Source organism: Pantoea endophytica (assembly GCF_002858935.1).
Lineage (GTDB): Bacteria > Pseudomonadota > Gammaproteobacteria > Enterobacterales > Enterobacteriaceae > Pantoea > Pantoea leporis.
This window is the reverse complement of sequence record NZ_PJRT01000025.1, coordinates 29325-55333: the sequence shown is the minus strand read 5'-3', so window position 1 is coordinate 55333 and position 26009 is coordinate 29325. Positions and strand designations below refer to the sequence as shown.

Here is a 26009-nt window from a genome sequence, read left to right as displayed (position 1 = left end):
GACCTTCTCAACAAGTGCATAAACTTTATAACTAAAAAACCCGCGATCTCTTAGCACGCTAAGGTTATAGTGACCGCCTACTTTAATCCTGATCCCCGACGCCACTTTCCATGTCTGACGCCGCTGTACTGAGTAACGCTCAGTTAAATAAACGTATTCTCTCCGTCATTGTTTTCACCTTCTTTTGCTACCTTTCGGTGGGTTTGCCGCTCGCGGTGCTGCCGGGATTCGTGCATAACCAGCTTGGATTCAGCTCGTTCATCGCCGGATTAATCATCAGCCTGCAATATTTCGCTACGTTATTAAGCCGCCCGCACTCCGGTCGTCTGGCGGATCGCTTTGGTCCGAAGCGCGTGGTGATGATGGGATTGGTGTTCTGCGGCATGAGCGGCGTGTTATCGATTATCGCCGCGCTGTGCAGCGACATGCCGCTGCTGAGCCTGGCGCTGCTGGCGGCGGGGCGCTTGTTCCTCGGCGTGGGCGAAAGCTTCAGCAGTACCGGATCGACGCTGTGGGGCATGAACATTGTCGGTCCGCTGCAAACCGCGCGGGTGATCTCGTGGAACGGCGTAGCCACCTATTTCGCCATGGCGATTGGTGCACCGCTCGGCGTGCTGCTGAATCAGTGGTTTGGCATCAGCGGCTTTGCTGGTTTAGTGGCGATCATGGGCGTTGCCGGATTCTGGATGGCGAGTCGCAAAGCGGGCGTCAGCGTCTCCGCCGGCGTGCGCATTCCGTTTCATCGCGTGGTCAGCCGCGTGTGGATGTTTGGGCTGGCGCTTGGCTTTGGCACCATTGGTTTCGGCGTAATTTCCACCTTTATCACGCTCTATTTCGCCAGCCGCGACTGGAGCGGTGCGGCGTTCGCGCTGACGCTGTTCAGCCTCGGCTTTGTGATTGTGCGTCTCGGTTTTGGTCGCTACATCACGCGTTTCGGTGGCCTGAAAGTGTCGCTGGTGTCATTTGTGCTGGAGTGTGCCGGACTGCTGCTGATTTGGCAGGCCGACAGCATCTGGCTGGTGGATTTGGGCGCGTTCCTCACCGGCGGCGGTTTCTCGCTGGTGTTCCCGGCGCTGGGCGTGGAAGCGGTGAAGCGTGTACAGCAGCAGGATCAGGGTTCGGCACTCGGCACCTATTCGGCGTTTCTTGATTTAGGACTGGGATTAACCGGTCCGGTGGCGGGCTTGCTGATTGGGCATTGGGGCATGCAATCGGTCTATCTGGCGGCGGCGCTGATGGTGCTGGGCGCGTTTGCTATCACGCTGCGTCTGCACCAGCAACACGGCCGGCAGACGGCCGCGCAAGCGCTGAGCGAATAACGCTTCATCGGCAAACCCCCGTGCGCCGCCGTTGTTTACCGCAGTTAAAAGTGGATAAACAGGGCGTAAAGCAACCCCGAAAGTAACACGGACACCGGCAGCGTCAGCACCCACGCCATCGCCAGATTGCGGATGGTGGCAAGTTGCAGACCTGAACGGTTGGCGGCCATCGTACCTGCGACGCCGGATGAGAGCACATGCGTAGTAGAAACCGGCAGGCCAAACGCGTCGGCCGCGCCGATGGTCGCCATCGCTACCAGCTCAGCGCTGGCACCTTGCGCGTAGGTCAGATGGGTTTTACCGATGCGTTCGCCCACTGTCACCACAATGCGACGCCAGCCAACCAGGGTGCCGAGACCCAGCGCGATCGCCACCACCACTTTCACCCACATCGGGATAAAGCGCGTGGCGGCATCCAGCTCTTTCTTCACCGCCGCCAGGTTGCGCGCGGTCTCTTCCGGCAGCGCTACTTTGGCGCCTTGCAGATGCTTAATGGTTTCGGAGGCCAGATACATGTCGTTTCGCGTGTTGGTCACCGCCTGCGCCGGGATATTCTCCACTGCGCCGTAGCGACGAATCTGGTCGCCGATATCGCCCAGCATCATGCCGAGCGCCGGCAACACCTGTGGACGAGTCTGGCTGGTGCGCACGAATTCGGTCAGCACCTCGCGCGGCGCGGGCATGGCGGCGGGCGCCGGTTGCAGCGTCAGCAGCTGCTGTTCCGTCACCTGGGTCAAGGCGGCGACGCGCGGAATCTGCTCCGGCGGCAGCGAGCGGTTCAACGCGTAGGCAATCGGCATGGTGCCGACCAGAATCAGCATGATTAGGCCCATGCCCTTCTGCCCGTCATTCGAGCCGTGCGCGAACGATACGCCGGTGCAGGTGAGGATCAGCAAGCCGCGAATCCATACCGGTGGCGGCTGATTACCTTTCGGCGCTTCATACAGCTGGCGATTGCGGATAAAGGCTTTCATCGCCAGCAGCAGCAGCGCGGCGCAGACGAAGCCAACAATCGGCGATAGCAGCAATGCGTAACCGACTTTAATTGCCTGATCCCAATCCACGCCGCTGGTACCGCTGCGGCCATGCAGCAAGGCGTTCGCCACGCCAACGCCGATAATCGAACCGATCAGCGTATGCGAAGAGGAGGCCGGCAAACCAAAATACCAGGTGCCGAGGTTCCAGATAATCGCCGAGAACAGCAGCGCATAGACCATGGCAAAGCCGTGGCCGCTGCCCGCTTGCAGAATTAACTCCACCGGCAGCAGCGAGATGATGCCGAACGCCACCACGCCGCTGGAGAGCAGCACGCCCAAAAAGTTACAGAAACCGGACCACATCACCGCCACGCCCGGCGACAGTGAATGGGTGTAGATCACCGTGGCGACGGCGTTGGCGGTATCGTGGAAACCGTTCACAAATTCAAAACCGAGCGCAATGATCAGCGCCACGCCGAGCAGCAGGAACGGTATGTAGCTGGTGACCGGCGCACCGGTCTCTTCAACGTCATTAAACAGGTTGATGCCGGCATACAGCAGGCCAGCGATCAGCAACAGTACAAAGATCAGACGTGAGGCAGGGCCGTTGCCGCGGTTAAGGTTCGGGCGTCCGCTGTGGGACGAGGAGGTCGATGCAGGTAAACTGTTTTCAGCCATAAAACACCTCAGTGTTAACTCACGATGCTCGAACGGCACCCGTTAATGGCAGTGTGATACGTGGTTTGTATGACAGAATGATGATGGCGCACGCCCGGTGTCATCTTGCTGCAACATCCCTGTCGCACGCTGTGGATCTGACCGCTCGGGAATGACCTGCTAATGCTCCAGCCCGTACTACCGCTCGCCTCGCTGCCGGACTTCAATAACGACGTCGCCGGACTGATTCATGGTTATCTGTTTACGCCCGCGTCGCTGCCACAGCGGCTCAATGCACGCGAAGCGGCCCAGCTATCGCAGCAGCAGCTGCCGGAGTCGACCTTTATCTGGCTGCACATCAACCTTAATCACGCGCGTGCTGAACGCTGGGTTCAGGACCACTTTGGCGTAGACCACGATTTTTTCGACGAGATACATTCTGCTTCGCCGCGCACCCGTTTAGCCCAGCAAAACGATGCGCTGCTGGCTGTACTCAATGACGTCACCTTCAGTAAAGAGGAGCGCAGCACCCAGAACGCCACGTTGTGGATGTGGTGCTGCCCGCGTGTGGTGGTCACCGCGCGTTTTCGCCCGGTTGGCATGATCGAACGCATGCATCAGCAGATGAATGAACTGAAGTTCGCCGAGCCGGATGCGATGCTGCTGTGGCTGCTTGGCGAGCAGGAAGCGCAGCTGGAGCAAGTGGTGCGGCGTTCCAGTCAGGCGGTGGATGCGATTGAAGAGCGCTTGCTGAGTGCGGCGATCAAAACCAATCGCCGCGAGCTGGGACAACTGCGTCGTATGCTGCTGCGCGTGCAGCGTTTGCTGGCACCGGAACCGGCGGCGCTGTTCCGCTTGCTGAATCGTCCGCCCAAATGGCTAAAGCGTGAACCCCTGGGCGAGCTGCGAATTTTCACCGAAGAGTTCAGCGTGGCGCTGAATGATTTGGCGAGTTTGATGGAGCGGATTCGTTTGCTGCAGGAAGAGATTGCCGCACGATTGATGGAGCAGAGCAACCGCACGCTGTTTTTGCTGACGGTGATCACCGTGCTGGCGCTGCCGATCAATATCGTGGCGGGATTTTTTGGCATGAACGTGGGCGGGATTCCGCTGGCGAATAATCCGCACGGCTTTTTGCTGCTGGTGTTAGTAGTACTGGCGTTTACCCTGGTGGCGGGTTGGCTGGCGTTTCGACGACCGCGTGATTGATTGACGTTGCGCGATGAATCGCGCCGCTACGGTAGGTGCATGTATCTGTAGCGGCGCAATTTATTGCGCTTCTTAACTCACGATTACAGGCTGGTGGCCGGCTGCGCTGCTGGCGCTGCGCCGTTGATACCTTGCGGCGTCATTGGCTCTTCTTTCGGCAATGCGTCAGAAGACTCCTGAACCGGCACCGGTGCTGGCTGCACTTCGCCAGCTGGACCGTTGATTTTGATCGGCATACCGTTACGCGCCTGGATAGCGTTGTTGACCGCATCCTGGTTGGTGCTGGCATCGGCAATCACTTTGGTCACAGCGGAAGTCAGGTTGATCGGCACCACTTCGCGTGAATTGAACTGCTCTTCGGTGGTCGACAGCGGATTGTGTACTTCCACGTAGCGCGAACCATCTGGCTCAACGGTGGCTTTCACCGGCTGATCGATGAACTGTACGCGGGTGCCAACTGGCACGTTGTCGAACAGCCATTTGATGTCGTCAGCACGCAAACGCACACAGCCGTGGCTTACGCGCAGGCCGATACCGAAGTTGGCGTTAGTGCCGTGAATCGCATACAGGCGGCCGATATAGAGCGCGTGCAGGCCCATCGGGTTATCCGGACCCGCCGGGAACACCGCAGGAATGCTCTCGCCGCGTGCCGCATATTCTGCGTGCATCGCTTTGGTTGGCGTCCAGGTTGGGCCATCTTTCTTACGCTCAACCTTGGTCGTCCAGTTGACCGGCGTATCTTTACCCAGCTCGCCGATACCGATTGGCAGCACGACCACGGTCTTGGTGCCTTTCGGGTAGTAGTAAAGACGCATCTCAGCGCTGTTGATCACGATGCCTTCACGCGGCGCGTCAGGCAGAATCAGCTGCTGTGGGATGATCATTTTAGTGCCAGCTTTTGGCAGATAAACGTCAACGCCCGGATTGGCTTCCAGCATATTGCTGAGGCCCATCTGATACTGTGCAGCAAAGGCTTCCAGCGGAAGTTTGCTGTCATCAGGGACAGTGATTTCAATGTTTTCGCCGATCAGACGGCTGTTAGCCGGCGGCAGCGGATAGACTACTGCAAATGCCGACTGGCTGAACGCCGCCAGTGCGAGGGCGAGTGAAGCGAACGCGCGAATGCTCATTTTCATGTTTTTCAAGTCGTTATGGCCATGTTTCAGGCTTGTCAGTGTGTCGAATCCATCGTGGTCAGTATGACCCGCTGCGCATTATATGTGCATTGGCGCATTGATGGAAATCAGGATTTTTACTGGCTGCATATACTTTACGCAATTCCTTGTCTTTACCCGACAATTCCCTTCGATCCGCAGCCCAAAATGTGAATTTTCACGGCTGCCACAGCGTCACTTCATTACTCAGTTTGCGATTGAGGAAAAAAGCGGCACTGATTAACGCCAGATGCGTCAACGCCTGCGGCATGTTACCCAACGCTTCGCCGTGTGAAGTGAACTCTTCGGCGTACAAACCAAGCGGATTGGCGTAACTCAGCAGCTTTTCAAACTCAAAATGCGCCTCATGTACGCGACCGGCTCGCGCCAGACACTCCACATACCAGAATGAGCAGGCACCGAAAGATCCTTCTCCGCCGGTTAAAGCATCGGCAGGCGTCTCGTGAATGTTATAGCGTCGGACTAAACCGTCGCTCACCAGATGCGTTTTAATCGCGTCCAGCGTCGAAATCCAGTCGGGATCGGTGGAGCTGACAAAGCGCACCAGCGGCATCAGCAGCATTGAAGCATCCAGGAAATTGCCGCCGCGCGTCGCGGTGAAATGGCCCAGCTCCGGGTTCCAGAAGTTCTGCCAGATATCGTCGCGGATCTCGCTGCGCACCTTATCCCAGCGGTCGTACGGCATCGGTAGCGAACGTTTCAGGCCAAGGCGCAGTGCGCGATCGAGCGCGACCCAACACATCAGGCGTGAATGCAGGAAATGTTCCGGCTCGCCGCGCATTTCCCAGATCCCGGCATCGGGCTGATTCCAGTTCACGCAGACGTAATCGATCATATCGGACACATACTTCCAGCCGCGATGCGAAATTGCCTCGCCATATTTATTGGCGAGGTAGATGGCATCCATCAATTCGCCGTAAATGTCGAGTTGCGTCTGGCGCCAGGCATCATTGCCGATGCGCACCGGACGTGAATTGGCGTAGCCGGAAAGATTGAGCAACTCGGTTTCGTGCAGTTCGGTACCGCTGTCGAGGCGATACATCACCTGCAGATGCGGCGTATCGTCGTGGCTGTGCTCGACGCAGCGGCCGACCCATTTGGTAAAGTCGCGCGCTTCTTCGGTGTAGCCGAGGCGCATCAGCGCGTACATGCTGAATGAGGCATCGCGGATCCACGAGGCGCGATAATCCCAGTTGCGCTCGCCGCCCAACTCTTCGGGTAAGCCGAAAGTAGCGGCGGCGGCGATGGAACCGTGCTGATGCGAAGTGAGTAACTTCAGCGCCAGCGCCGAACGCGTCACCATCTCCTGCCAGCGGCCGCGGTAGGAACTGTGGCTGCTCCAGCGTCGCCAGTACTCCAGCGTGTCATGAAAACAGTGCTCGGTGGCGATGGTGGCCACGTTAGGATCGTCATCGTTACCAAAGACAAACTCAGCGGTTTCCCCGGCTTTCAGGGTAAATTCCGCTACCGCGCTGTGGTTCTCGCGCGTCATCACCACCGAAGCGCTGAGGCGCAACGCCGGTTGCCCCGACGCAAGGAAGGCGATACCGCCGGGCCGCAGTTCGGTGGTGGTTTCGGCACGCGCGTAGTCGTGGCGTGGCGCACACAGCAGATGAAAGGTGGCGGTGCCGCGTACCATCTTTACGCGGCGCACGATACGCGGCACTTTGCTCTGCTCATCGCAGATCGGCATGTAATCGGTGATCTCTGCCACGCCCGCGTCATCCAGCCAGCGGGTTTGCAGAATATTGGTATCCGGTAAATAGAGCTGTTGCTGGCGGGCATTTTTCCAGTCCGGCGCGAGGGAGAACAGGCCGGCCTCATCGCTGTCCAGTAGCGCGGCGAAAACCGACGGGCTATCGAGCGCCGGCCAGCAGAGATAATCGATGGTGCCATCGTTAGCAATCAGTGCGCAGGTGCGTAAATCACCAATCACGCCATGGTCGTCTATTCTGCGTTTAATCTCGCTCATCGTGCCCCCTTTGCCGTAGGTAATTGGTAACTATAGACGAAACGGCAGATTCGGCGGCCCCGAGGCACAGAAGGATAACTTCTATACTGTAAAGACACCCTCAATCAGGAGAATGTTATGAGCTTAGGAAAACAGAAAGTCGCTGTGGTTACCGGATCCAGTTCAGGCATTGGCCGCAGCTGTGCGGTGATGCTGGCCGAAGCGGGTTATACGCTGGGCATCACCTGGAGTTCGGATGAAGAGGGCGCCCAGGAAACCGCGCGCATGGTGGAAAGTCGTGGACAGCAGGCGCAGGTGCGGCAGGTTGACCTCTCCGATCCGCAAGCCGGCGCACAGCAACTGACGCAGCTGATCAACTCACTGGGGCGCATTGACGTATTGGTGTGTAATGCCGGCGTGATGACCAAAGCCGACTTTCTCGATGTCACCTTTGAGGATTGGCGCAAAGTGTTCAACGTGGATGTCGATGGCGCGTTTCTTTGCGGGCAGATTGCCGCGCGTCATATGGTTGATCAGGGCGACGGCGGACGCATCATCAACATTACGTCGGTGCATGAACACACGCCGCTGCCGGATGCCTCCGCCTATACCGCTGCCAAACATGCGCTCGGCGGCTTGACCAAATCGATGGCGCTGAGTCTCTTACCGCACCATATTCTGGTGAACGCGGTCGCACCGGGCGCAATTGCCACGGCGATGAACGATATGAAAGATGACCAGCAAGGACGACGTATGCCGGAAATCCCGATTGGGCGTCCCGGCGATACGCGTGAAGTGGCGAGTTTAGTGACATGGCTCTGTTCGGAGTGGGCAACTTATACCACCGGACAATCGTTTATTGTCGACGGTGGTTTTATGTTGGCCAATCCGCAGTTTAAGGGGTACCACGCGTAATCAACCGGCGCGGCGGTGATTCCAGTGGCGAATGATGTAACGCAAGACGATGCCAAAAATCACCGCCGCCGCCAGCCACAATAGCGGCTTGAGGTGCTGATCGATCTTGTGCAGCCACGGCGCGACAATCTGTCCGGCAAAGTAGCCAAGCGAGACAAAGATCAGCGCCCACAGCGCCGCACCAACCACGTTCAGAATGAAGAAACGCAGCGGCTTGAGGCGGCTGGTGCCAATAATGATCGGCCCGACAATGCGGAAGCCGTACATAAAGCGCACGCCAATCACGAACAGGCTCGGGTGTTTTTGAATTAGCCGCTTAGCCTTGCCAATTGTTTCCTGATGTTTACTGAAACGGCGCAAAATGCGCGTGCCATAACGGCGTCCCAGCCAGAACAGCAGCTGATCGCCAATAATGCCGCCGACCATCGCCGCCAGCACCACGCCGCTGAAGTGCAATAAGCCTTCATGCGCCGCCACACCGCCTAACAACGTGAACGTTTCCCCTTCGGCAATACAACCAATCAGCAGCGCCAGATAACCGTATTGGGTGATTAATCCATTGATATCGAGATGCAAATTATCCTCCCTGCAAAGTGTGAAATCGCTATTAGTGTATACCAGCGGCTTAATTTGTGTGGTGGCCCGCAAAAACGGTGACGACGATTATACTTGAGCTAACGCTGCCTCCGTTGATCAGGCCGTTGGCTGTAAGGGCAGCCCATCGCAGCAAAGGAGTAAATGTATGAATCATGTCTGGGGTTTACTGGCGCATCCAGGTCAGGAAATGCGCGATATTAAACAGGAAAATGAGAGCGTTTCGCACCATTACACCCATCATGTTCTGCTAATGGCGGCGATCCCGGTGATCTGCGCCTTTATCGGTACCACGCAGCTGGGCTGGAATCTGGGCGAAGGGCAGTTTGTACAACTCAATCTACTGACCGGTATCGGTCTCGGCATTCTGTTCTATCTGATTATCCTCGGTGGCGTGGCGGTAATGGGCCGCGTGATCCACTGGATGGCGCGTAACTATCCGCAGCGTCCCAGCTTGCAGCGCTGTACGGTGTTTGCTGGCTATGTGGCCACGCCGCTGTTCCTCAGCGGGCTGGTGGCGCTCTATCCGCTGGTGTGGCTGTGCGTGCTGGTGGGCGCGATGGCGCTGGTTTACACCGGTTATCTGCTTTACGTCGGCATCCCGGTGTTCCTGAGCATCGACCGTGATGAGAGCTTGCGCTTCTCCGGATCGACATTGGCGATTGGTGTGCTGGTGTTTGAAGTGCTGCTGGCGCTGACGGTGGTTCTGTGGGGTTACGGGCCACGGTTGTTCTGAGGAAGGCCTGGTCGGCATCAATGGCGACCTTCCCGCAACACGCACCCACCTCGTAAGGTCGTCATTCATGGCGACCTTTTTAACGCCCGGAAACAATCTCAATAAGAAATTTCTCAGGTAAGTGCGTATGATACTGCTGCCAGCCCGCATCCCGTCTGGATTGTTGCGGGCGGCCTGTGTCTCAACACAGCGCAAAACTCCTGACCGGATTTTTTTGACACGATGTCTGCAAAAATGCGTATTTCCTTGCTGTCGCTGGCGCTGTTTGTCGCCGCGCCAGCCGCTATAACGCCCGCGCTCGCTGCGCCGGCAGCACTCGCAAACCTGGCGCCGATTGCCCAACCGCAAATCGCCTCCGGCAGTGCCATGATTGTCGATCTGGAAAACAACAAAGTGCTGTTTTCCAGCCATCCTAACCGCGTACGTCCGATCGCCTCACTCACCAAAGTGATGACGGCGATGGTGGTGTTGGATGCCAAACTGCCGATGGATGAAATGCTGTCGGTGGATATCAGCCATACCGCTGAGATGCGCGGCGTGTTCTCCCGCGTCAAACTGAACAGCGAAATTAGCCGCCGCAACATGCTGCTACTGGCGCTGATGTCCTCGGAAAACCGCGCTGCCGCCAGCCTGGCGCATCACTATCCGGGCGGTTACGATGCGTTTATTCGCGCCATGAACGCCAAAGCACGCTCACTTGGCATGACGCACACGCGCTATGTCGAGCCGACGGGCCTGTCGATTCAGAACGTTTCCAGCGCGGAAGATCTGGTCAAGCTGTTGAAAGCCACGCGACAGTACCCGCTGATTGGCGAACTGAGCACCACCAAAGAAGACACCGCCGTATTCCAACATCCGAGCTACGCGCTGCCGTTCCGTAACACCAATCATCTGGTGTACAAAAACGACTGGCGCATCCAGCTGACCAAAACCGGTTATACCGATGAAGCCGGGCACTGTCTGGTGATGCGCACGGTGATCAACAACCGTCCGGTGGCGCTGGTGGTGCTGGATGCCTTTGGTAAATACACCCATTTCGCCGATGCTAACCGTCTGCGCGACTGGCTGGAAACCGGCAAAGCCGCACCAGTTCCGGCCGCTGCGCTGGCGTACAAAAAGCAGAAGTCAGGTTTGACCGCGAATAATGAATAACTGGATTTAAAGCACGCACATACCGTAGCGGCGCAATCTATTGCCCATTGCAGATTCTGCAGGATGCGCAATAGATTGCGCCGCTACAGATTGAGCGTTGTGTTGTTACGCTCATCTGCAAAAACGCTTATCGTTAGCGCCAAAGTTTTACACCTTCATTCCTATAGTTTCAGTGTCGGCAACGTCTTAAACTAGCCGCCATTCACGATCGCACTTGCGTTTATCGGCTGTTATTACGCTGGAATCTCATTCATATGTTCAAGTTTCGTCATCTGTTTACCCCGTTTTTACTGCTGCTTGTGCTGTTAGCTCCCACGCTGAGCGTGGCTGCGGATACGCCGCCCAACGATCAGGCAGAGGACGCCGCACCCAAGGTGAATGCCTCGGTCGAGCTGCCTAAGATGCAGAAAATTCTCGACAAAATTAAAGGCCAGGTCTCGGGCGATACCAATGAAAGCCAGCTCAACCAGCTTAATGAGATGGCGCTGGAGCTTTCCGGTAATGCCGAAACCCTCGGCCAGGCGTTGATCCCGCAGGGCCAGCAATTGGATGCACAATTGGCGGTTCTTGGCCCGGCACCGAAAGCCGATAGCGGCGTGAAAGAGACGCCTGAAGTGACGCGCAAACGTGCGGCGCTGGAGAGCCAGAAAGCCAAGCTGGACGATCAGATCAAACAAGCCGATGGCATCAAAAACGGTGCGCTGGTGCTGTCATCGCAGATCGTCAACCTGCGTCGTGACCAGCTGAAAAGCCAGCTGGCGCTGAACTCTGGCAGTATCCTTGGCCCGCGCTTCTGGGCGCCGCTGGTTAGCAGTCAGGATCTTGATGGCGAGAAGATCAGCGAGTTCATTACTGAATTGCAGGACACCGCCGCGCTGTCGTGGGAATCTGGCTGGCGTTTCGGCACCGTGGCCTGGCTGTTTGCCGCGATGCTGGTGATGACGCTGGGCCGTCGCTACAGCGAAGAGTTCTTTGCCTGGGTCAGCATTCATAAGATGCCGGAAGGGCGCTTACGTCGCAGCTTCCTCGCCGCCACCACCGCGCTCACCACGCTGGCCGCGGTGGTGATCACCTTTAACTTCATCGCGCTGGCCTTTACGCGCCGTGATGAAGTCTCGGGTGATGTGCAGGATTTTGTTGATCGACTGGTGCAGCTCAGCGTCTATTGCGGCTTGATTGCCGGCTTAGGCCGCGCGTTCCTCTCCACACGTCGCCCAAGCTGGCGTTTGCCGGCCATCTCCAACGAAGTCGCGCAAGCGCTGAAGCCGTTCCCGCCGTTCACTGCGGCGCTGGTGTTTATTTTCCAGACGGTGGAAGCCTTCAACTACAGCGTCGGCACCAGCCTGAATACCACCATTTTTGCTAACGGCTTGACCGCGCTGCTGATTGGCAGTACCGGACTGGCGATCGGCATGCGCATCAACCGCGTACGCCGCCGCATGGTGCAGGAAGGTCAGCAGCCTGAAGCGCGTTCAACGTTGGTGGGATTGGTGCAGCTGGCGCTGATGCTGACGGCGCTCGGCATTCTGATTTCACTGATCATCGGTTACGTCACGCTGGCGCGCTTCCTTAGCTATGAAGTGATTTGGTGCGGCATTTTGTTTGGTTCGTTCTACTTCCTCAGCCATCTGGTGAATGACGGCTGCGAAAGCCTGTTCTCCACCAGCAATGCCACCGGCAAGCGCCTGCAAACCACGCTGAATATTGATGAGCGTTACCTGCAACAGGCGGCGACGCTGCTCAGCGCGCTGGGTAAAACCGTGCTGATTGCCATTCTGGCGCTGGCACTGCTGAACGGCACCTTTGCCTCATCAACGCCGATTGAGCTGATCCAGAAGGTGATTGAGTTCTGGGGCGGCAAAGGGCTGGAGTCGCTGAACATTGTGCCGGCACACATGGTGAACGCGATTCTCTGTCTGGTGGTGGGCATTTACGTGCTGCGTTCGGTGCGTCGCTGGCTGGATAAAGATTTCCTGCCCAAAACCACCATGGACGTCGGCATGCGTGTGTCGCTGGTGACGCTGTTCAGCAATATCGGTTACGTGCTGATTATCCTGCTGACGCTGTCGATTATGGGCCTGCAGTGGAACAAACTGGCGTGGATTGTGAGCGCCTTGTCGGTCGGTATCGGTTTCGGCTTACAGGAGATTGTGAAGAACTTTATTTCCGGCCTGATTCTGTTAACCGAGCGTCCGGTGAAAGTGGGCGATCTGGTGAGCATCAGCGGCATTGAAGGGGATATCCGTCGTATTAACGTGCGCGCCACCGAAATTCAGCTCGGCGACAAATCGACGGTGATTGTGCCGAACTCGCAATTTATTTCGCAGAACGTGCGTAACGCCACCATGGGTAACGCGCAGGGCGTGGTCACCATCTTGCTGACGTTCCCGCTGGATATCGATCCGGTGCGGGTGCGTGAAATTCTGCTGGAAGTGTATCAGGAGAACGAACGTATTCTGGAGACGCCGGAGCCGTCCGTGTCGTTCAAAGATTTGACGCCAGCGGGTATCGTGTTGAGCGTCACCGGCAACGTTGCCGGCCAACGCCAGATTTCCGGTGCCAAGAGCGATCTGCTGTTCGATATTCTGACGCGTCTGCGTAAAGAGGGCATTATGCTGTCGACGCCGCAGACCATGATCATCGAGCGCCGCGCCGTGGCCGCAGCACAAGATCAGCAAAGCGATCCGTTGCCATAAATGCGTAGGGTGGCCATTTATGGCCTAATGCTCGTCAGTTAAGCCGACGACGAGTGCGCAGGCCGGGGCCACTTTTGGTCCGGCGGTCCTCGCGCCGCTTGCGCGGTACCTTCACTTCGCTCGTTTGCCTGACGGACCGGCGGAGACGGGACGTCCCTGTCCCGGCTCCGCCTTTCGCCCGCGTCCTGCGGGCTCTCCTGGCTTCCTCGTTTCGTTCAGCGCTGCGGATTGCCGGTCCAAAAGCGTCCCCGGCCTGCTCCTAAGCTTCAGTGAGTGCTGCTAAAAAGGGCACATTTACCGCCACCGCCCGGTCTCAAACTTTCACCGCCCAACCCTTCTGCTTACTGGTTTTCCCAATTCCTGGATTAAAACTGTTGGTGGGATCGAGCTGCTGATAAAACGCCTGCAGCTGCGGTTTTGCCTGATACAGATGGCCCACGTTATGCTCGGCCGGATACTCGGCGCCGCGCGCGGCTAAAATCGCCAGCATCTTCTCTTTTAACGCATGCGCATCCACGCCTTTTTTCACGATGTAATCCTGATGGAACACGTGGCAGAAGAAGTGGCCGTAGTAGAGACGGTGGCTCAGATCGTTATCGAACTCGGGCGGCAGGCGTTCAAACCACGCTTCATCATTACGACGCAGCGCGATATCCAGCGCCAGAATGTCTTCCACTTCATCGGCATGCACCGCGTGATAGCGTACCGCAGCACCGGCGGCGGCAAAGCGATGCAGGAACGCGTGCGCACCCTCTTTGGCGTCACAGGCGAAGAACGCGCCGCCGCCTTCGCGGAAATATTCGGTCAGATAGGCCTGCGCTTCGGCAACGCCGTCGCCGGACATCTTCAGCATCAGGTGATGCTCATATTTGTCGCGATACTGCTTAAGGCGTTTAGGCAGATGCGCCGGTAGCCAGCTGCTGACGCGCTGCAATAAACGATCGGTGAGATGCGGTTTCACCCAGCTCAGCTTGCCCAGCCAGGCATCCACGCGGCCTTTCAGGGTGAAAAACAGCGGCATTTTGTCGGTGCCGAGTTTATCAATCATCACGAAGGTATCTTTGCCGTACACCTCGGCGATGTCGAAAATGTCGCGGTGCATATATTCGCCCGCCACCGGCAGATGGGTAAATTCCGCCAGTATATGGCGGCGAATATCGCCCAGTTCCGCCGGATTATTGGTGCCGATGTAGAACACCTGTTGCTGCGGTTCGGTGGGGAAGGTATCCAGACGCACGGCAAACACCGCCAGCTTACCGGCGCAGCCGGAGGCTTCAAACAGGCGACGCTCATCGGCGTTGAAGCGCGCTGGCGTCTCTGCATGGATATCGCGTACACGGTCGGCGTATTCATGATCCGAGGCGTGACGTTCATCCCAGCGCACATCGCTCTGCTGCCAGCGATCGTCATCCAGCCGACCCAACATCTCTTCCGGCGAATGGCCTAGATCGATGCCGAGATGGTTCACCAGCTTGAGTTTGCCGCTGGCATCAATCTGCGCAAACAGCGCCATTTCGCTGTAGGCCGGACCGCGTTTGATCAGCGAACCGCCCGAGTTATTGCAAATCCCGCCCATTACCGAGGCGCCAATGCAGGAGGAACCGATCACCGAATGCGGCTCGCGGCCAAGCGGCTTCAGCGCTTTTTCCAGCTGATACAGCGTGCTGCCGGGGAAGGCGAGGATCTGTTTGCCGTTGTCGATCAGCTGCAACTTATCCAGACGCAAGGTGCTGATGATCACCACTGGACGATCGTAATCGTTGCCGTTTGGCGTGGAACCTTCGGTCAGGCCGGTGTTGGCGGCCTGCATCAAAATGATCGCATCGGCGCTCACCAGCGCCTGCAACGCACGCCACAGCTCAAGCAGCGAACCGGGGAAAATCACCGCCAGCGCTTCGCCTTCGCCCGAGCGAAAACCTTTACGGTAGCGCGCGGTCTGTTCCGCGTCGGTTAACAGGTTCGACGATCCGACCAGACGACGCAGTTCGGCGAGCAGAGTAGGGTGCGAAGTGTTGTTATTCATTGGCCTATCCTTGTCTTTAACATGGCGCTTTTACTGTAGCATGCGCCAGCGACAGGAGCGCGGTGTGACATGGTGGCTACCTGCTATCCTCATCTTGTGGCAAACTGCCCCGGTTATTTCGATATTGCGCAGTCACTTAAGAGAACCCGACCTGATGAAATGGATTTACTCTGTTAGCCTCGCTGTCTCCTTAGCCATGCAACCCGCTTTCGCGGACGATCTGTTTGGCCCACATCCGATGACTGAACAGGCGCGCGACGCCTTTGTGAATCAGCTGCTCAGCAAAATGACCCTTGATGAAAAAATCGGGCAGATGCGTTTGATCAGCGTAGGACCGGATACGCCAAAATCGGCGATTCGCGACATGATTCAGCACGGTCAGGTCGGGGCAATTTTTAACACCGTGACGCGTCAGGATATTCGCGCCATGCAGGATCAGGTGATGCAGCTCAGCCGCCTGAAAATTCCGCTGTTCTTCGCCTATGACGTGGTGCACGGTCAGCGCACCATTTTCCCGATTCCACTTGGCTTGGCGGCAAGCTGGGATCTGGATGCCACCGCTGAGGTGGGACGCGTCTCTGCTTATGAAGCCGCGGATGACGGCCTCAACATGACGTGGGCGCCGATGGTTGATGTGTCCCGCGAACCTCGTTGGGGACGCGGCTCGGAAGGCTTTGGTGAAGACACCTTCCTCAGCGCGCAAATGGGCAGCAGCATGGTGAAAGCCATGCAGGGCAAAAGCGCGGCGGATCGCTACTCGATCATGACCAGCGTGAAGCACTTCGCGGCCTACGGCGCAGTGGAAGGTGGACGAGATTACAACACCGTCGACATGAGCCCGCAGCGCCTGTTCCAGGATTATCTGCCGCCGTATAAAGCCTCATTGGATGCGGGCAGCGGTGGCGTGATGGTGGCGCTTAACTCATTGAATGGCACACCGGCCACGGCAGACAGTTGGCTGCTGAAAGACATCCTGCGCGGCGACTGGAAGTTCAAAGGCATCACCATTAGCGATCACGGTGCGATTAAAGAACTGATTAAACACGGCGTAGCCAGCGATCCACAGGATGCGGTGCGCATTGCGATGAAATCAGGCATCGACATGAGCATGAGCGACGAGTACTACAGCAAATATCTGCCGGGCCTGGTGAAGAGCGGCGCGGTGAGCATGGCGGAAGTGGACGATGCCGCGCGCCATGTGCTGAACGTCAAATATGACATGGGCTTGTTTAACGATCCTTACAGTCATTTAGGGCCGAAAGAGAGTGATCCGCAGGACACCAATGCGGAAAGCCGTTTGCATCGCGCCGAAGCGCGTGACGTGGCGCGTAAAAGCATTGTGCTGCTGAAAAACTGGCGCGAAACGCTGCCGCTGAAGAAAGACGCCACCATTGCGTTGGTGGGTCCGCTAGCGGATAGCCAGCGCGACATCATGGGCAGCTGGTCGGCCGCCGGCGTGGCGAAACAGTCGATTCCGCTGCTGCAAGGCGTGCGCAATGCGATGGCGGGCAAAGGCACGGTGCTGTACGCCAAAGGCGCTAACATCACCGACAACAAAGGCATTCAGGACTTCCTCAATCTGTATGAGCAGGCGGTCAGCGTGGACAAGCGTTCACCGCAGGAGCTGATTGACGAAGCGGTAGCGCAGGCGAAAAAAGCTGATGTGGTGGTGGCTGCCGTGGGTGAAGCGCAGGGCATGGCGCATGAAGCCTCCAGCCGCAGCGATTTGGTGATCCCGGAAAGTCAGCAGAAGCTGCTGGCCGCACTGAAGGCCACCGGCAAACCGCTGGTGATCGTGCTGATGAACGGCCGTCCGCTGACGGTGGTGAAGGAAGATCAGCAAGCCGATGCGATGCTGGAAACCTGGTTTAGCGGCACCGAAGGCGGTAACGCGATCGCCGATGTGCTGTTCGGCGATTACAACCCGTCGGGCAAGCTGCCGGTCTCCTTCCCACGTTCGGTGGGACAGATTCCGATTTACTACAACCACTTGCCAACCGGTCGTCCCTACAACTTCGCCAAGCCGAACAAGTACACCTCGCACTACTACGATGCGGTGAACGGTCCGCTTTATCCGTTTGGTTACGGCCTGAGCTACACCACCTTCACGGTGTCGCCGGTGAAGATGTCGTCACGCACTATGCCGCGTAACGGCTCGGTGGAAGCGTCAGTGACCGTGACCAATAGCGGTAAACGCGATGGTGCAACCGTGGTGCAGCTCTATCTCAACGATCCGGTCGCCAGCATTAGCCGTCCGGTGCAGGAGCTGCGCGGCTTCCAGCGCATCATGCTGAAAGCCGGTGAATCGCAGACCGTGAAGTTTAAGATCGACGTTGATGCGCTGAAATTCTGGAACCAGAAGATGCAGCAGGTTGCCGAGCCAGGCAAATTCAACGTGATGATTGGACTGGATTCAGTGCGCACGCAGGATGCGCAGTTTGATTATCTGTAAGTAAGATTGTTGCGCTCTTTCGCTCGGTCAGCATGAATGCTGACCCTACATGTTATGCTTCGGTGATTTGTAGGGTCGGCATTCATGCCGACCAGGCCAATGAGCGCACAAACCCATGAACATCCGCGAACGCATCCAACAGCAAGTCTTCCGCCTCAACGGCCTGTCACTCAACGAATTCGACATCTCGCAACCGCCTGGCGATCCCGGTTTATTTGGCCCGGACCACGTTATCTGGCGCGTCCATGGCGACTTCCCCTCGATGCTGTGCGGCGGTATCAGCGCCTTAATGCTGCAGATGCTGCATCCGGCGGCGCTGGCGGGCGTGTGGGATCACTCCAATTTCCGGCAGGACATGATGGGCCGCCTGCGGCGCACCAGCCAGTTTATCGCCGTCACCACCTTCGGTAACACCGCCGATGCCAACATCCTTATCGACCGCGTCAAACGGATTCACCTGCGCGTCACCGGCGTCGATAACGCGGGCAAGCCGTATGCCGCCAGCGATCCGCATCTGCTTACCTGGGTACACGTTGCGGAAACCAGCCGTTTTCTGGCGGCGCATCTGCGCTACAAAAATCCGCAGCTCAGCCTGGCCGATCAGGATCGTTACTATCAGGAAGCGGCATTAGTTGCCGAGGCGCTTGGCGCACAGCGGGTGCCGAAAAGCGTGCAGGCGGTTGAGGCGTATCTACAACTGATGCGGCCCGAGTTGCTCTGTGATGCGCGCACGCTGGAGGTGATGCAGTTGCTGATTAACGCGCCTGCACCCAGCTGGCAGGCGAGACCGGCAATGCGCGTGATGCTGAAAGCGGGGATGGGATTGTTGCCTGACTGGGCACAACAGCAGATTCAGCAGCCGGTTGGGCCGCTGACGCAGTGGCGTGTGGATCGGGAAATGGCGGTGATTGCCGGGCTGCTGCGCTGGTCGATTCAGCGCGGCGCTTATACCCGCGCCATGCAGCGCATGGGCCGCTAAGCGTTACAAATGCAGCTCATCCTCTTTCTGCGTGTAGGTGCGCGGTGTGCGCGCTTCACGTTTTAGTGCCTGCTGACGTTGCTGATAATGGTGCAGCATCATGCCAAGTCCGAGGCCAATCAGCGCCAGCGGCAGCAGGCTGTAATAGATATCAAGCGGTAATAACACCAGCAACGCCACGCCGCCCAGCAATAGCGTCAGCGACGTCATCACCCATGTATAACGGATAAACAGCCACACCAACATCGCGAAAATAACCATGTCACGCAGGTTCAGATCGAGGTTTTGCAGCACCATGATGGCAGCTCCAAAGAGGTGAATGCGCAAACCATATCACGCGAAATGGTAAAAGAATCGCAAATTAATCTGAAGCTTGTCAGCGTGTTAAGCGGCAATTGATAAGCCGCACTCATCTTTCCCTTCTGGCACTTTGAGAGTTTTACCCTTGTGTCACATGGCACGAGTGCCGATCCTGCTCTATTCTCGGGGAAAATGGATTCCTCCAGGTAATATCGAGGCGTTATGACCCACCAACCTCTGATTGCTGAGGTGCCGAATCAGCAACACACACTAACCGCGATCGTCGAGCAGGATGCGCGTACGGCCTATTTTTATATCTGGCCGAATGACCTGTTTCGCAGCCAATACGCGGTGCGCGGCTGCTGGCTGCGTAACCTGCTGCCTGCGCCCGCGCAGGAAGATCGTGAAGCGATGGAGCAGGGCATCGCGCCGCTGCTCAGTGCCGAGTATTGCCGCACGCTGGAAGCCGAGCCGATGCTCGATCCCGCCGGCTTGCAGGTGCTGTGGGAGCCCAGCGACGACGGCGCCGCGCTGTGGTATTACGGTCAGCTGCTGGCGGTGATCCCTGGCTGGAGCCTGTATCAGGATAAGCAGGTGAGTTTTTCTGCTGCCTGCATCAAAGAGAATCGCCTGACCGCACCGCTGGGATCGGCCTCCACCAACGATTACTACGCGCGCGCTGAACAGCAGCGTCACTTCTGGCGTGACTGGCACGACGGACACTTGTGGGATGTGGTGCAGCGCGAGCTGATGCAGTGTTATCAGGCGCAGTTTGGCGAATCGGTAAAATATTACTCCATCGATCAAGGCAACTGGCCGCCAATGGCGATTTCGCAGCACTTGCACAATGGCGTTTGGTATTTCCTGACGCTGGGCATGGGGATCCGTCCGATGCCGCAGGTGGATCACCTGTTTGACGAGCTGGCGCCGCAGTATCGCCGCGTCGAGCTGGCGATGGCGGTAGACGGTGAAGTGATGACCGAAGCCAATGCGGTGCAGATGGCGAGCGCGCTGGCTGAGTTTGCCCATCTGCCGTGGGCGCGCCTGACCTGGATTGGCGAAGGGCATACGCTGGCGTCGGAAGTGGCGCCGGTTGGCTTTGAAAGCTTCCTGCTGGCCAACGATCTCGCTCCCGAAGCGGCGCAATTCCGCCTGCCGAAACGCGATGGCGATCGCGTGAATCTGCTGTGGTCCACGCCAATTACTGAAGCCGAACGCCAGTTTGCGCAGGCTGACGATCGCGGTGGGCAGCAGCTGCTGCAACGTTTGCTGGCGGACGGCAATAATCATGTGTTCCGGCCGCGCCAGGAAGTGGTTGAAACTCCCGCTCCGTAAATCAGGTCGGCATCGATGCCGACCCTACGATTTTAAATTATCACCCAAATCAACTATTTCACTGCTTTGTGATCGTGCTCACCTCAAGTTCCCCATTAACACGCCGTTAACCTCGATCAGGCAACTCGCCAACCAGGGTAAGGGCACACATAATGTTCAAAACAACACAATCCCGTTTCACCGCGACGCTGGTCGCCTTTTTTGCCGGTCTGATGCTGGTTACCGTGCTGGTAATTAATCAGTTTATCGCTCCGCAACTCTCCGAAAATGAAAGTCGTCTGGTACGTTACGAAGTGGACGGCCTGGCCGGACGCATCGTCGAGCAGATGAACCGCGTCCAGGCACAGCAGCGCGCCATTACCGAAGCCGCAGGCGTGATGGACAGCGCAGCCATTGATACCTTGCTGCCCGCCTTAGTTAACCAATATCAGGACAGCAACGTGTTCGGCGGTGGCATCTGGCCGTTACCGAACCGTCGCGATCCGGCCAAAGAGAAAAACAGCTCGTTCTTTGCGCGCAACGCCAGTAACCAGCTGCAGGTCAACACTTACTGGAACTCGGACGCCGCCGACAAATACTGGGAGCAATCCTGGTACAAAGATGGTTTGGCTGCGCCGAAGGGCCAGTGCGCGTGGGCGAAAGCGTATCAGGATGCCGCCAGCCCGCAGCCGCGTACCAACTGTGCAATGGCGATCTATCGCGATGGCACCGTATGGGGCGTAGCGACCATTGACGTAACGCTCGGCTTCTTCAACCAGCTGGCAAAACAGATGGGTGAGGCGATTCAGGGCCGCGTACTGATCGTTGAAGCTGACGGTAAAGTGGTGGGTAACGCCGCGCTGGTGGATGGTGCGCCGAAGCTGGAAAACCTCGCCGATACCCAGCTGCCGATGGCGTCCGCGTTAAAAGGTCTGCTGGCGCAGGCGGGCAGCCAGCCCGCGCAAACCACCTTTGCAGGTGAAGATGGCGAACACACGCTGTTCGTGCAGGCGATTGCCGGTAGCCCGTGGTATCTCGCCAGCGATGTGCCGTCGAGCTTGCTGGATGCGCAAACTCACAGCATGTTGACGCGTCTGGGTCTGGTGCAGATTCCGCTGGCGGTGATCCTGCTGTTGGTGCTGCTGGGCTTTGTGCGCGCCATGATGAAACGCCTCGCGGTGCTGAACAGCAACATTGAAGCTTTATCGACCGGCGGTGCCGATTTGACGCAGCGTCTGCCCGCCAGTAATAGCCCGGAATTCAACGCCGTGGCGCAGAGCTTCAACCAGTTCATCGCCTATCTGCAAGGCCTGATGCGTCAGGTGGGCGATAGCGCGCTGGCGATTACGGCGGCTTCGCGTGAAATTGCCAGCGGCAACGCCGATCTCTCGGCGCGTACCGAATCGCAGGCCAGTTCGATTGTTGAAACGGCAGCATCAATGGAAGAGCTGACCGGCACGGTGCGTCAGAACGCCGATAACGCCACGCATGCGAATCAGCTGGCGGATGGCGCGTCGCAGGTTGCGGCACGCGGCACCGAAGTGGTGCGTCAGGTGGTCACCACCATGGGCGCGATTAATCACTCTTCGCGCAAAGTGGTTGATATCATCAGCGTCATCGACAGCATCGCCTTCCAGACCAACATCCTGGCGCTGAACGCCGCGGTAGAGGCGGCGCGCGCCGGTGAACAGGGGCGCGGTTTTGCCGTGGTGGCCTCGGAAGTGCGCAACCTGGCACAGCGCTCGGCTAACTCGGCGCGTGAAATTAAGAAGCTGATTGAGGAGTCGGTGGCGAATATTGATACCGGCAGCCAACTGGTGGAGCAGGCCGGGCAAACCATGGATGAGCTGATGCAGGGCGTCAGCAGCGTGACTACGCTGATGAGCGAAATCATGTCAGCGAGCCGCGAGCAGAGCATGGGCATCGATCAGGTTAACGTGGCGATTACCCAGCTGGACGGCAGCACTCAGCAGAACGCCGCGCTCGTCGAGCAGGTTTCAGCCGCCGCGCAGTCGATGCAGCAGCAAAGCGTGCAGCTGGAGCAGGTGGTGCAAAGCTTTAAGCTGTAAGTTTTGTGGAGTCGGTCGCCATGCATGGCGACCGCTATCAAACCGCTTGCGAAAACTGATTACGAATCTCTTCACGCACGGTATGCAGCGTAGTATTGGCACCTGTGCAGCGATCAACTAACTTACCCTTCAATAAAAGATCAAAAATCGGCGATTGCGGGCGATTCAGTCGATTTTGAATCAACTGCACCTCTTAACAACTCATCATTAACTTTTTTGTTGAGGCATGTAAGTCGAAGGCATTTAGATCCCATAGATTTGCTTAACCAAGCTTTCACTCCTTTGTAATGGAAACCATTATTTTGACGTGGGGAACGTTAACAACGTTTACGTGAAAAAAAGCTTATACAACTAATTCGATGGTATGTAGTGGACCTTTTCATCAGAATACAATAAAATCCCCGGGTTACCGCTTGGGATATCTACTTTGCATAACTCTTCGTATTAGCTTTATACAAAGGGTGTAAAGGCTGCTATTGGCAACAATGGTGCTTGCATGGAGATTACCTCATGTTAAAACTAGTGAACGTACGTCAGTACAATCGCTATCGTTTTGGTCGTTGGGAGACGGTGTGTAAACACCGTCGTTCTTACCCAACCCGATGATATGCGGCCTAAGCGGTAGCAACCTCATCTTCCTCGTCCGGCTCATCTATTTCCATCATTTTAATATAATGCTTTTCGTCGCCAGTCATGATAAATATTTTCTTTAATTGATCTATATATTTTTGAGGTGAAATGTCACCCATGTCTGAAATGTTTACTGCATCTGAATGTGAGCCTCTATTAATAAAACGATAGAATGCTCTAAAGCTTTGGTTATTTTCATCTTTAGCAAGCTTTATGAGTTCAGCTTGAAGTGCATCTGTTTTATGTACGAATGCAAAGTAATATTCAAGTATATTTCTCATTATGTTAGGTATAATAATTTTATTAATTTTTCCATCTTGAGCATCTTTTAATAACTGCCATAAAGATTGATATTCATTTTTCAAACTACTTTTTTCAATTTCCTCGAAAGTACTATGCGTGTTTTTGCTTATTCTTCCTAGACTATAATCTCTCTTGAAAATTTTATCATTTCTGCTTCGGGGCGCCAATTTAACCAATTCATGGAAAAAGTATAAGTTATGGGTAAGTATTATTATCTTCTTAGGTTGAGGAGTTTCCAGAACTTCAAAGTGAATCATTGATGCTATATCATAAATGTAGTTTTGCGATAAGCTTGAAATTGGATCATCAATAACTATAAGCGATTCCCTGTTATCATAATCTAATTTATCAGTTTTCCCTTTGCAGTATTCTATAAAATAAAGGAAAGTAATTAGGGTTTTTTCACCTTCACTAAGTGAGCGATATACCCCTTCAGTAGAGGTATTGTCTGCACGCGAGATGACATATTTATCTTCGCTAGATAAGTGTTTTTTTATGCTGAAATTGTCAATGCCAAGGTTTTTAAGTCTGTTGTTAATAGAATCTATTGTTAAATCAATGTTCGAGACATTAGTACGTAATTCTGATATCCGATTGTTATTATCCTTTCCTTTCTTAATTATTAAATCTAAATCTTTTCTTGCGATCTCTATTAATGATTTATTTTTCAAGCTGCTTTTGTTTAGGTCATCAAAGTCTATATGGCAAAAATCTTTCGCTCCTGCCCATATTTTTCCTTGAATAATGTTTTCACTACGTTTGAAAGTTTTAGACTTTGCGTTAATGTCGTTAATTTTAATATTATATTTAACTATGTCTTCGAAAATATTATTGTAGGATTCGTTGTCGAAATTTAAAGTAATCGATATCGAAGGGTTGTTTATTTTATCATTGAGTAATGAAATGTTTGCACTAAGAATTTTATGCAATACTTTTATATATGTTAAAGATTTATTTTTTTCATCGTCAGTTAAAATTAAGCATTGTGTTAGCTCAAGTTCGACCAGTTGTAAGTTATCTTCCATTTCCTTGCTTAATTTGTTTTTAATTATCTTTATTTGATTTGTTTTTTTGTTATAGCTTTCATCAAAGATTGATTCGATAGCTTTTGTGAAGTCATCGCTTATTGTTTTTTCTTGGCAAAAAGGGCAAGTTTTTTCTCTAAGATATAGCTCTTTACCAGTTTTCACCCAGTCAAGGTTATTCAATTCTTTTATATTATCAGAAAGGTAACTATTACTGAGGTCAATAATAGGTGTTGCTAATAGGTCATGTTCACTAGGTAATAAAAAGTCTTTTATTGGTAAGGTAATTGTTGGGGATTCTATATTGTTATGTCTTAGTAACTCATCATATTCTTGAATGAGTGAGTTAAGATCTATTCCAGGAAGCCTTTGAGAAGGCTTTAATTTTTCGAAGAATGATTTTTTGCTGCCTAGACTTCCTTTCATTAATGATTTTAAAGAGGATGCTCTGATATTTTCTGTTTTACTCCAGACTGCATCAATACATTTAATTTCTGCTTTATTTTCATTTTCAACTAAATTATCCAAATAAGCCTTTTTTTCTAAGTATTGTTTTGTAAGTGATTGTTTTTCTGATTCTTTTTCGGCTATTTCCTTTTCGATATCAGCATTTTCTTTGCTAAGGGTAAAAACTCCTTTTTGTTCGGCAGTATTGAAGAAGTTTTCTTCAATAAATTTAGCATTATATACAAAAGGTCGATAATGTTGAATGAATGTACACTCACATTCCTTAAAAGATGCATCGCTCATGTTATAGAAAAAATTGGATATTGTTGACTTCCCAGCGCCATTTTGTCCATAAATAATGTTTATTTTTTTTCTTAAGTCTATTTTTGTGGTTTGTTCTTTACTATAACTTGTTATGTTTTTTAATCTAAGTTCCATTTTGATATCTCACATTTAATTAAGTTTATGGCATGCTGTTTAAATTACATGTTGATATTTATTCAATTAGATAATCGTTAGTTTAATGCGTCGGTGTCAAGTTTGGTACTTCATCTCATACATTATCCCAAATCCAATCCTCCGTTGACTGATTCGAACCTCCACTATCCTTAAAAAGTTAACATATGTATATATTCAATAATATGCATACTTAGAGGGTTGTCATGAATAGATAAAAGAAATGTTGCTATATTTTAACAAGTTAGCTGATAGTAAGGTACGCAGGGCTTCAACTAGCCATATACAATCTACTAAATCATAACTGGGATAGTTAATAACGGTATATGTTCAGATATAATAACGCTGGATCATTAAAATGTTCAAGTAATTAATGACATCATTCATGACTCGACTAAACGCTTGGCTGAACTATGAGGAAAGCAACTTTGGAAAGATATTGCCGCACTTGATGTCATTTCACCTTACATTCAAAATTCAAACTGACGCAGCGTAGGCTTTAAATTCATATTAAAGGAATAGCGCAATGAAAGTTGGGTGGCACATCGGCACGTTGTGATCTCGAACGCGTGTGTGATCGAAGGTTTGACAGACTTCATTTACAACCAGGTGTGGGGCGCTTCATGCGAT

General features: G+C 54.5%; 17 protein-coding genes. 10 read left to right on the top strand and 7 right to left on the bottom strand.

Translation table 11 applies throughout. The features are described from left to right. Positions 1-110: 110 nt before the first annotated feature. Positions 111-1319: an MFS transporter gene (locus PZBJ_RS15210; protein WP_101763166.1), complete on the top strand. Its 1209-nt coding sequence runs from the start codon at positions 111-113 to the stop codon at positions 1317-1319. Between the two features lie 44 nt (positions 1320-1363). Here PZBJ_RS15210 and PZBJ_RS15205 read toward each other — a convergent pair whose 3' ends face one another. Then, positions 1364-2974 (bottom strand): inorganic phosphate transporter, encoded by a 1611-nt coding sequence (locus PZBJ_RS15205; RefSeq protein WP_101763165.1) that lies wholly within the window; start codon positions 2972-2974, stop codon positions 1364-1366. 162 nt (positions 2975-3136) lie between these two features. On the opposite strand from PZBJ_RS15205, the gene PZBJ_RS15200 reads away from it, so the two are divergent. Beyond that, positions 3137-4162, top strand: coding sequence for a transporter (locus PZBJ_RS15200; protein ID WP_101763164.1), 1026 nt, complete (start codon positions 3137-3139; stop codon positions 4160-4162). Between the two features lie 83 nt (positions 4163-4245). Here the strand turns inward: PZBJ_RS15200 and PZBJ_RS15195 are convergent, their stop codons facing one another. Together PZBJ_RS15195 and PZBJ_RS15190 are read right to left on the bottom strand one after the other, a co-directional pair. Further along, positions 4246-5298 (bottom strand): L,D-transpeptidase family protein, encoded by a 1053-nt coding sequence (locus PZBJ_RS15195; RefSeq protein ID WP_101763163.1) that lies wholly within the window; start codon positions 5296-5298, stop codon positions 4246-4248. 196 nt (positions 5299-5494) lie between these two features. Further along, positions 5495-7309, bottom strand: a complete 1815-nt coding sequence (locus PZBJ_RS15190) for a glycoside hydrolase family 15 protein (RefSeq protein ID WP_101763162.1) — start codon at positions 7307-7309, stop codon at positions 5495-5497. A gap of 117 nt (positions 7310-7426) precedes the next feature. On the opposite strand from PZBJ_RS15190, the gene PZBJ_RS15185 reads away from it, so the two are divergent. Next, positions 7427-8203, top strand: coding sequence for an SDR family oxidoreductase (locus PZBJ_RS15185; RefSeq protein ID WP_101763161.1), 777 nt, complete (start codon positions 7427-7429; stop codon positions 8201-8203). Here PZBJ_RS15185 and PZBJ_RS15180 read toward each other — a convergent pair whose 3' ends face one another. Next, positions 8204-8779 (bottom strand): DedA family protein, encoded by a 576-nt coding sequence (locus PZBJ_RS15180; protein WP_101763160.1) that lies wholly within the window; start codon positions 8777-8779, stop codon positions 8204-8206. 166 nt (positions 8780-8945) lie between these two features. Between PZBJ_RS15180 and PZBJ_RS15175 the strand changes: the two genes are divergently transcribed. The 3 genes from PZBJ_RS15175 (at position 8946) to PZBJ_RS15165 (ending at position 13381) form a co-directional block, all read left to right on the top strand. Continuing rightward, positions 8946-9533, top strand: a complete 588-nt coding sequence (locus tag PZBJ_RS15175) for a Yip1 family protein (RefSeq protein WP_101763159.1) — start codon at positions 8946-8948, stop codon at positions 9531-9533. Positions 9534-9755: 222 nt separating this feature from the next. Then, on the top strand, positions 9756-10685 hold the full coding sequence (pbpG, locus tag PZBJ_RS15170) for a D-alanyl-D-alanine endopeptidase (RefSeq protein WP_101763158.1): 930 nt from the start codon (positions 9756-9758) through the stop codon (positions 10683-10685). A gap of 254 nt (positions 10686-10939) precedes the next feature. Beyond that, entirely contained in the window at positions 10940-13381 is a 2442-nt protein-coding gene (locus PZBJ_RS15165) for a DUF3772 domain-containing protein (RefSeq protein WP_101763157.1), read from the top strand. 313 nt (positions 13382-13694) lie between these two features. Here the strand turns inward: PZBJ_RS15165 and dld are convergent, their stop codons facing one another. Continuing rightward, positions 13695-15404, bottom strand: a complete 1710-nt coding sequence (gene dld / locus PZBJ_RS15155; RefSeq protein WP_101763156.1) for a D-lactate dehydrogenase — start codon at positions 15402-15404, stop codon at positions 13695-13697. Positions 15405-15558: 154 nt separating this feature from the next. On the opposite strand from dld, the gene bglX reads away from it, so the two are divergent. Beyond that, positions 15559-17856, top strand: coding sequence for a beta-glucosidase BglX (bglX, locus tag PZBJ_RS15150; RefSeq protein ID WP_101763155.1), 2298 nt, complete (start codon positions 15559-15561; stop codon positions 17854-17856). A 115-nt stretch (positions 17857-17971) separates the two neighbouring features. Next, positions 17972-18835, top strand: a complete 864-nt coding sequence (locus PZBJ_RS15145) for an oxygenase MpaB family protein (RefSeq protein WP_101763154.1) — start codon at positions 17972-17974, stop codon at positions 18833-18835. Positions 18836-18838: 3 nt separating this feature from the next. On the opposite strand, the gene PZBJ_RS15140 is transcribed toward PZBJ_RS15145, so the two are convergent. Next, the gene (locus PZBJ_RS15140) at positions 18839-19132 is read right to left on the bottom strand and encodes a hypothetical protein (protein WP_101763153.1); all 294 of its coding nucleotides are present in this window, start codon (positions 19130-19132) and stop codon (positions 18839-18841) included. A gap of 225 nt (positions 19133-19357) precedes the next feature. On the opposite strand from PZBJ_RS15140, the gene PZBJ_RS15135 reads away from it, so the two are divergent. Then, positions 19358-20470 (top strand): suppressor of fused domain protein, encoded by a 1113-nt coding sequence (locus PZBJ_RS15135; protein ID WP_008102641.1) that lies wholly within the window; start codon positions 19358-19360, stop codon positions 20468-20470. Positions 20471-20622: 152 nt separating this feature from the next. Further along, positions 20623-22518: a methyl-accepting chemotaxis protein gene (locus PZBJ_RS15130; RefSeq protein ID WP_101763152.1), complete on the top strand. Its 1896-nt coding sequence runs from the start codon at positions 20623-20625 to the stop codon at positions 22516-22518. A gap of 614 nt (positions 22519-23132) precedes the next feature. On the opposite strand, the gene PZBJ_RS15125 is transcribed toward PZBJ_RS15130, so the two are convergent. Next, on the bottom strand, positions 23133-25361 hold the full coding sequence (locus PZBJ_RS15125) for an AAA family ATPase (protein WP_101763151.1): 2229 nt from the start codon (positions 25359-25361) through the stop codon (positions 23133-23135). Between the last annotated feature and the right edge of the window lie 648 nt (positions 25362-26009).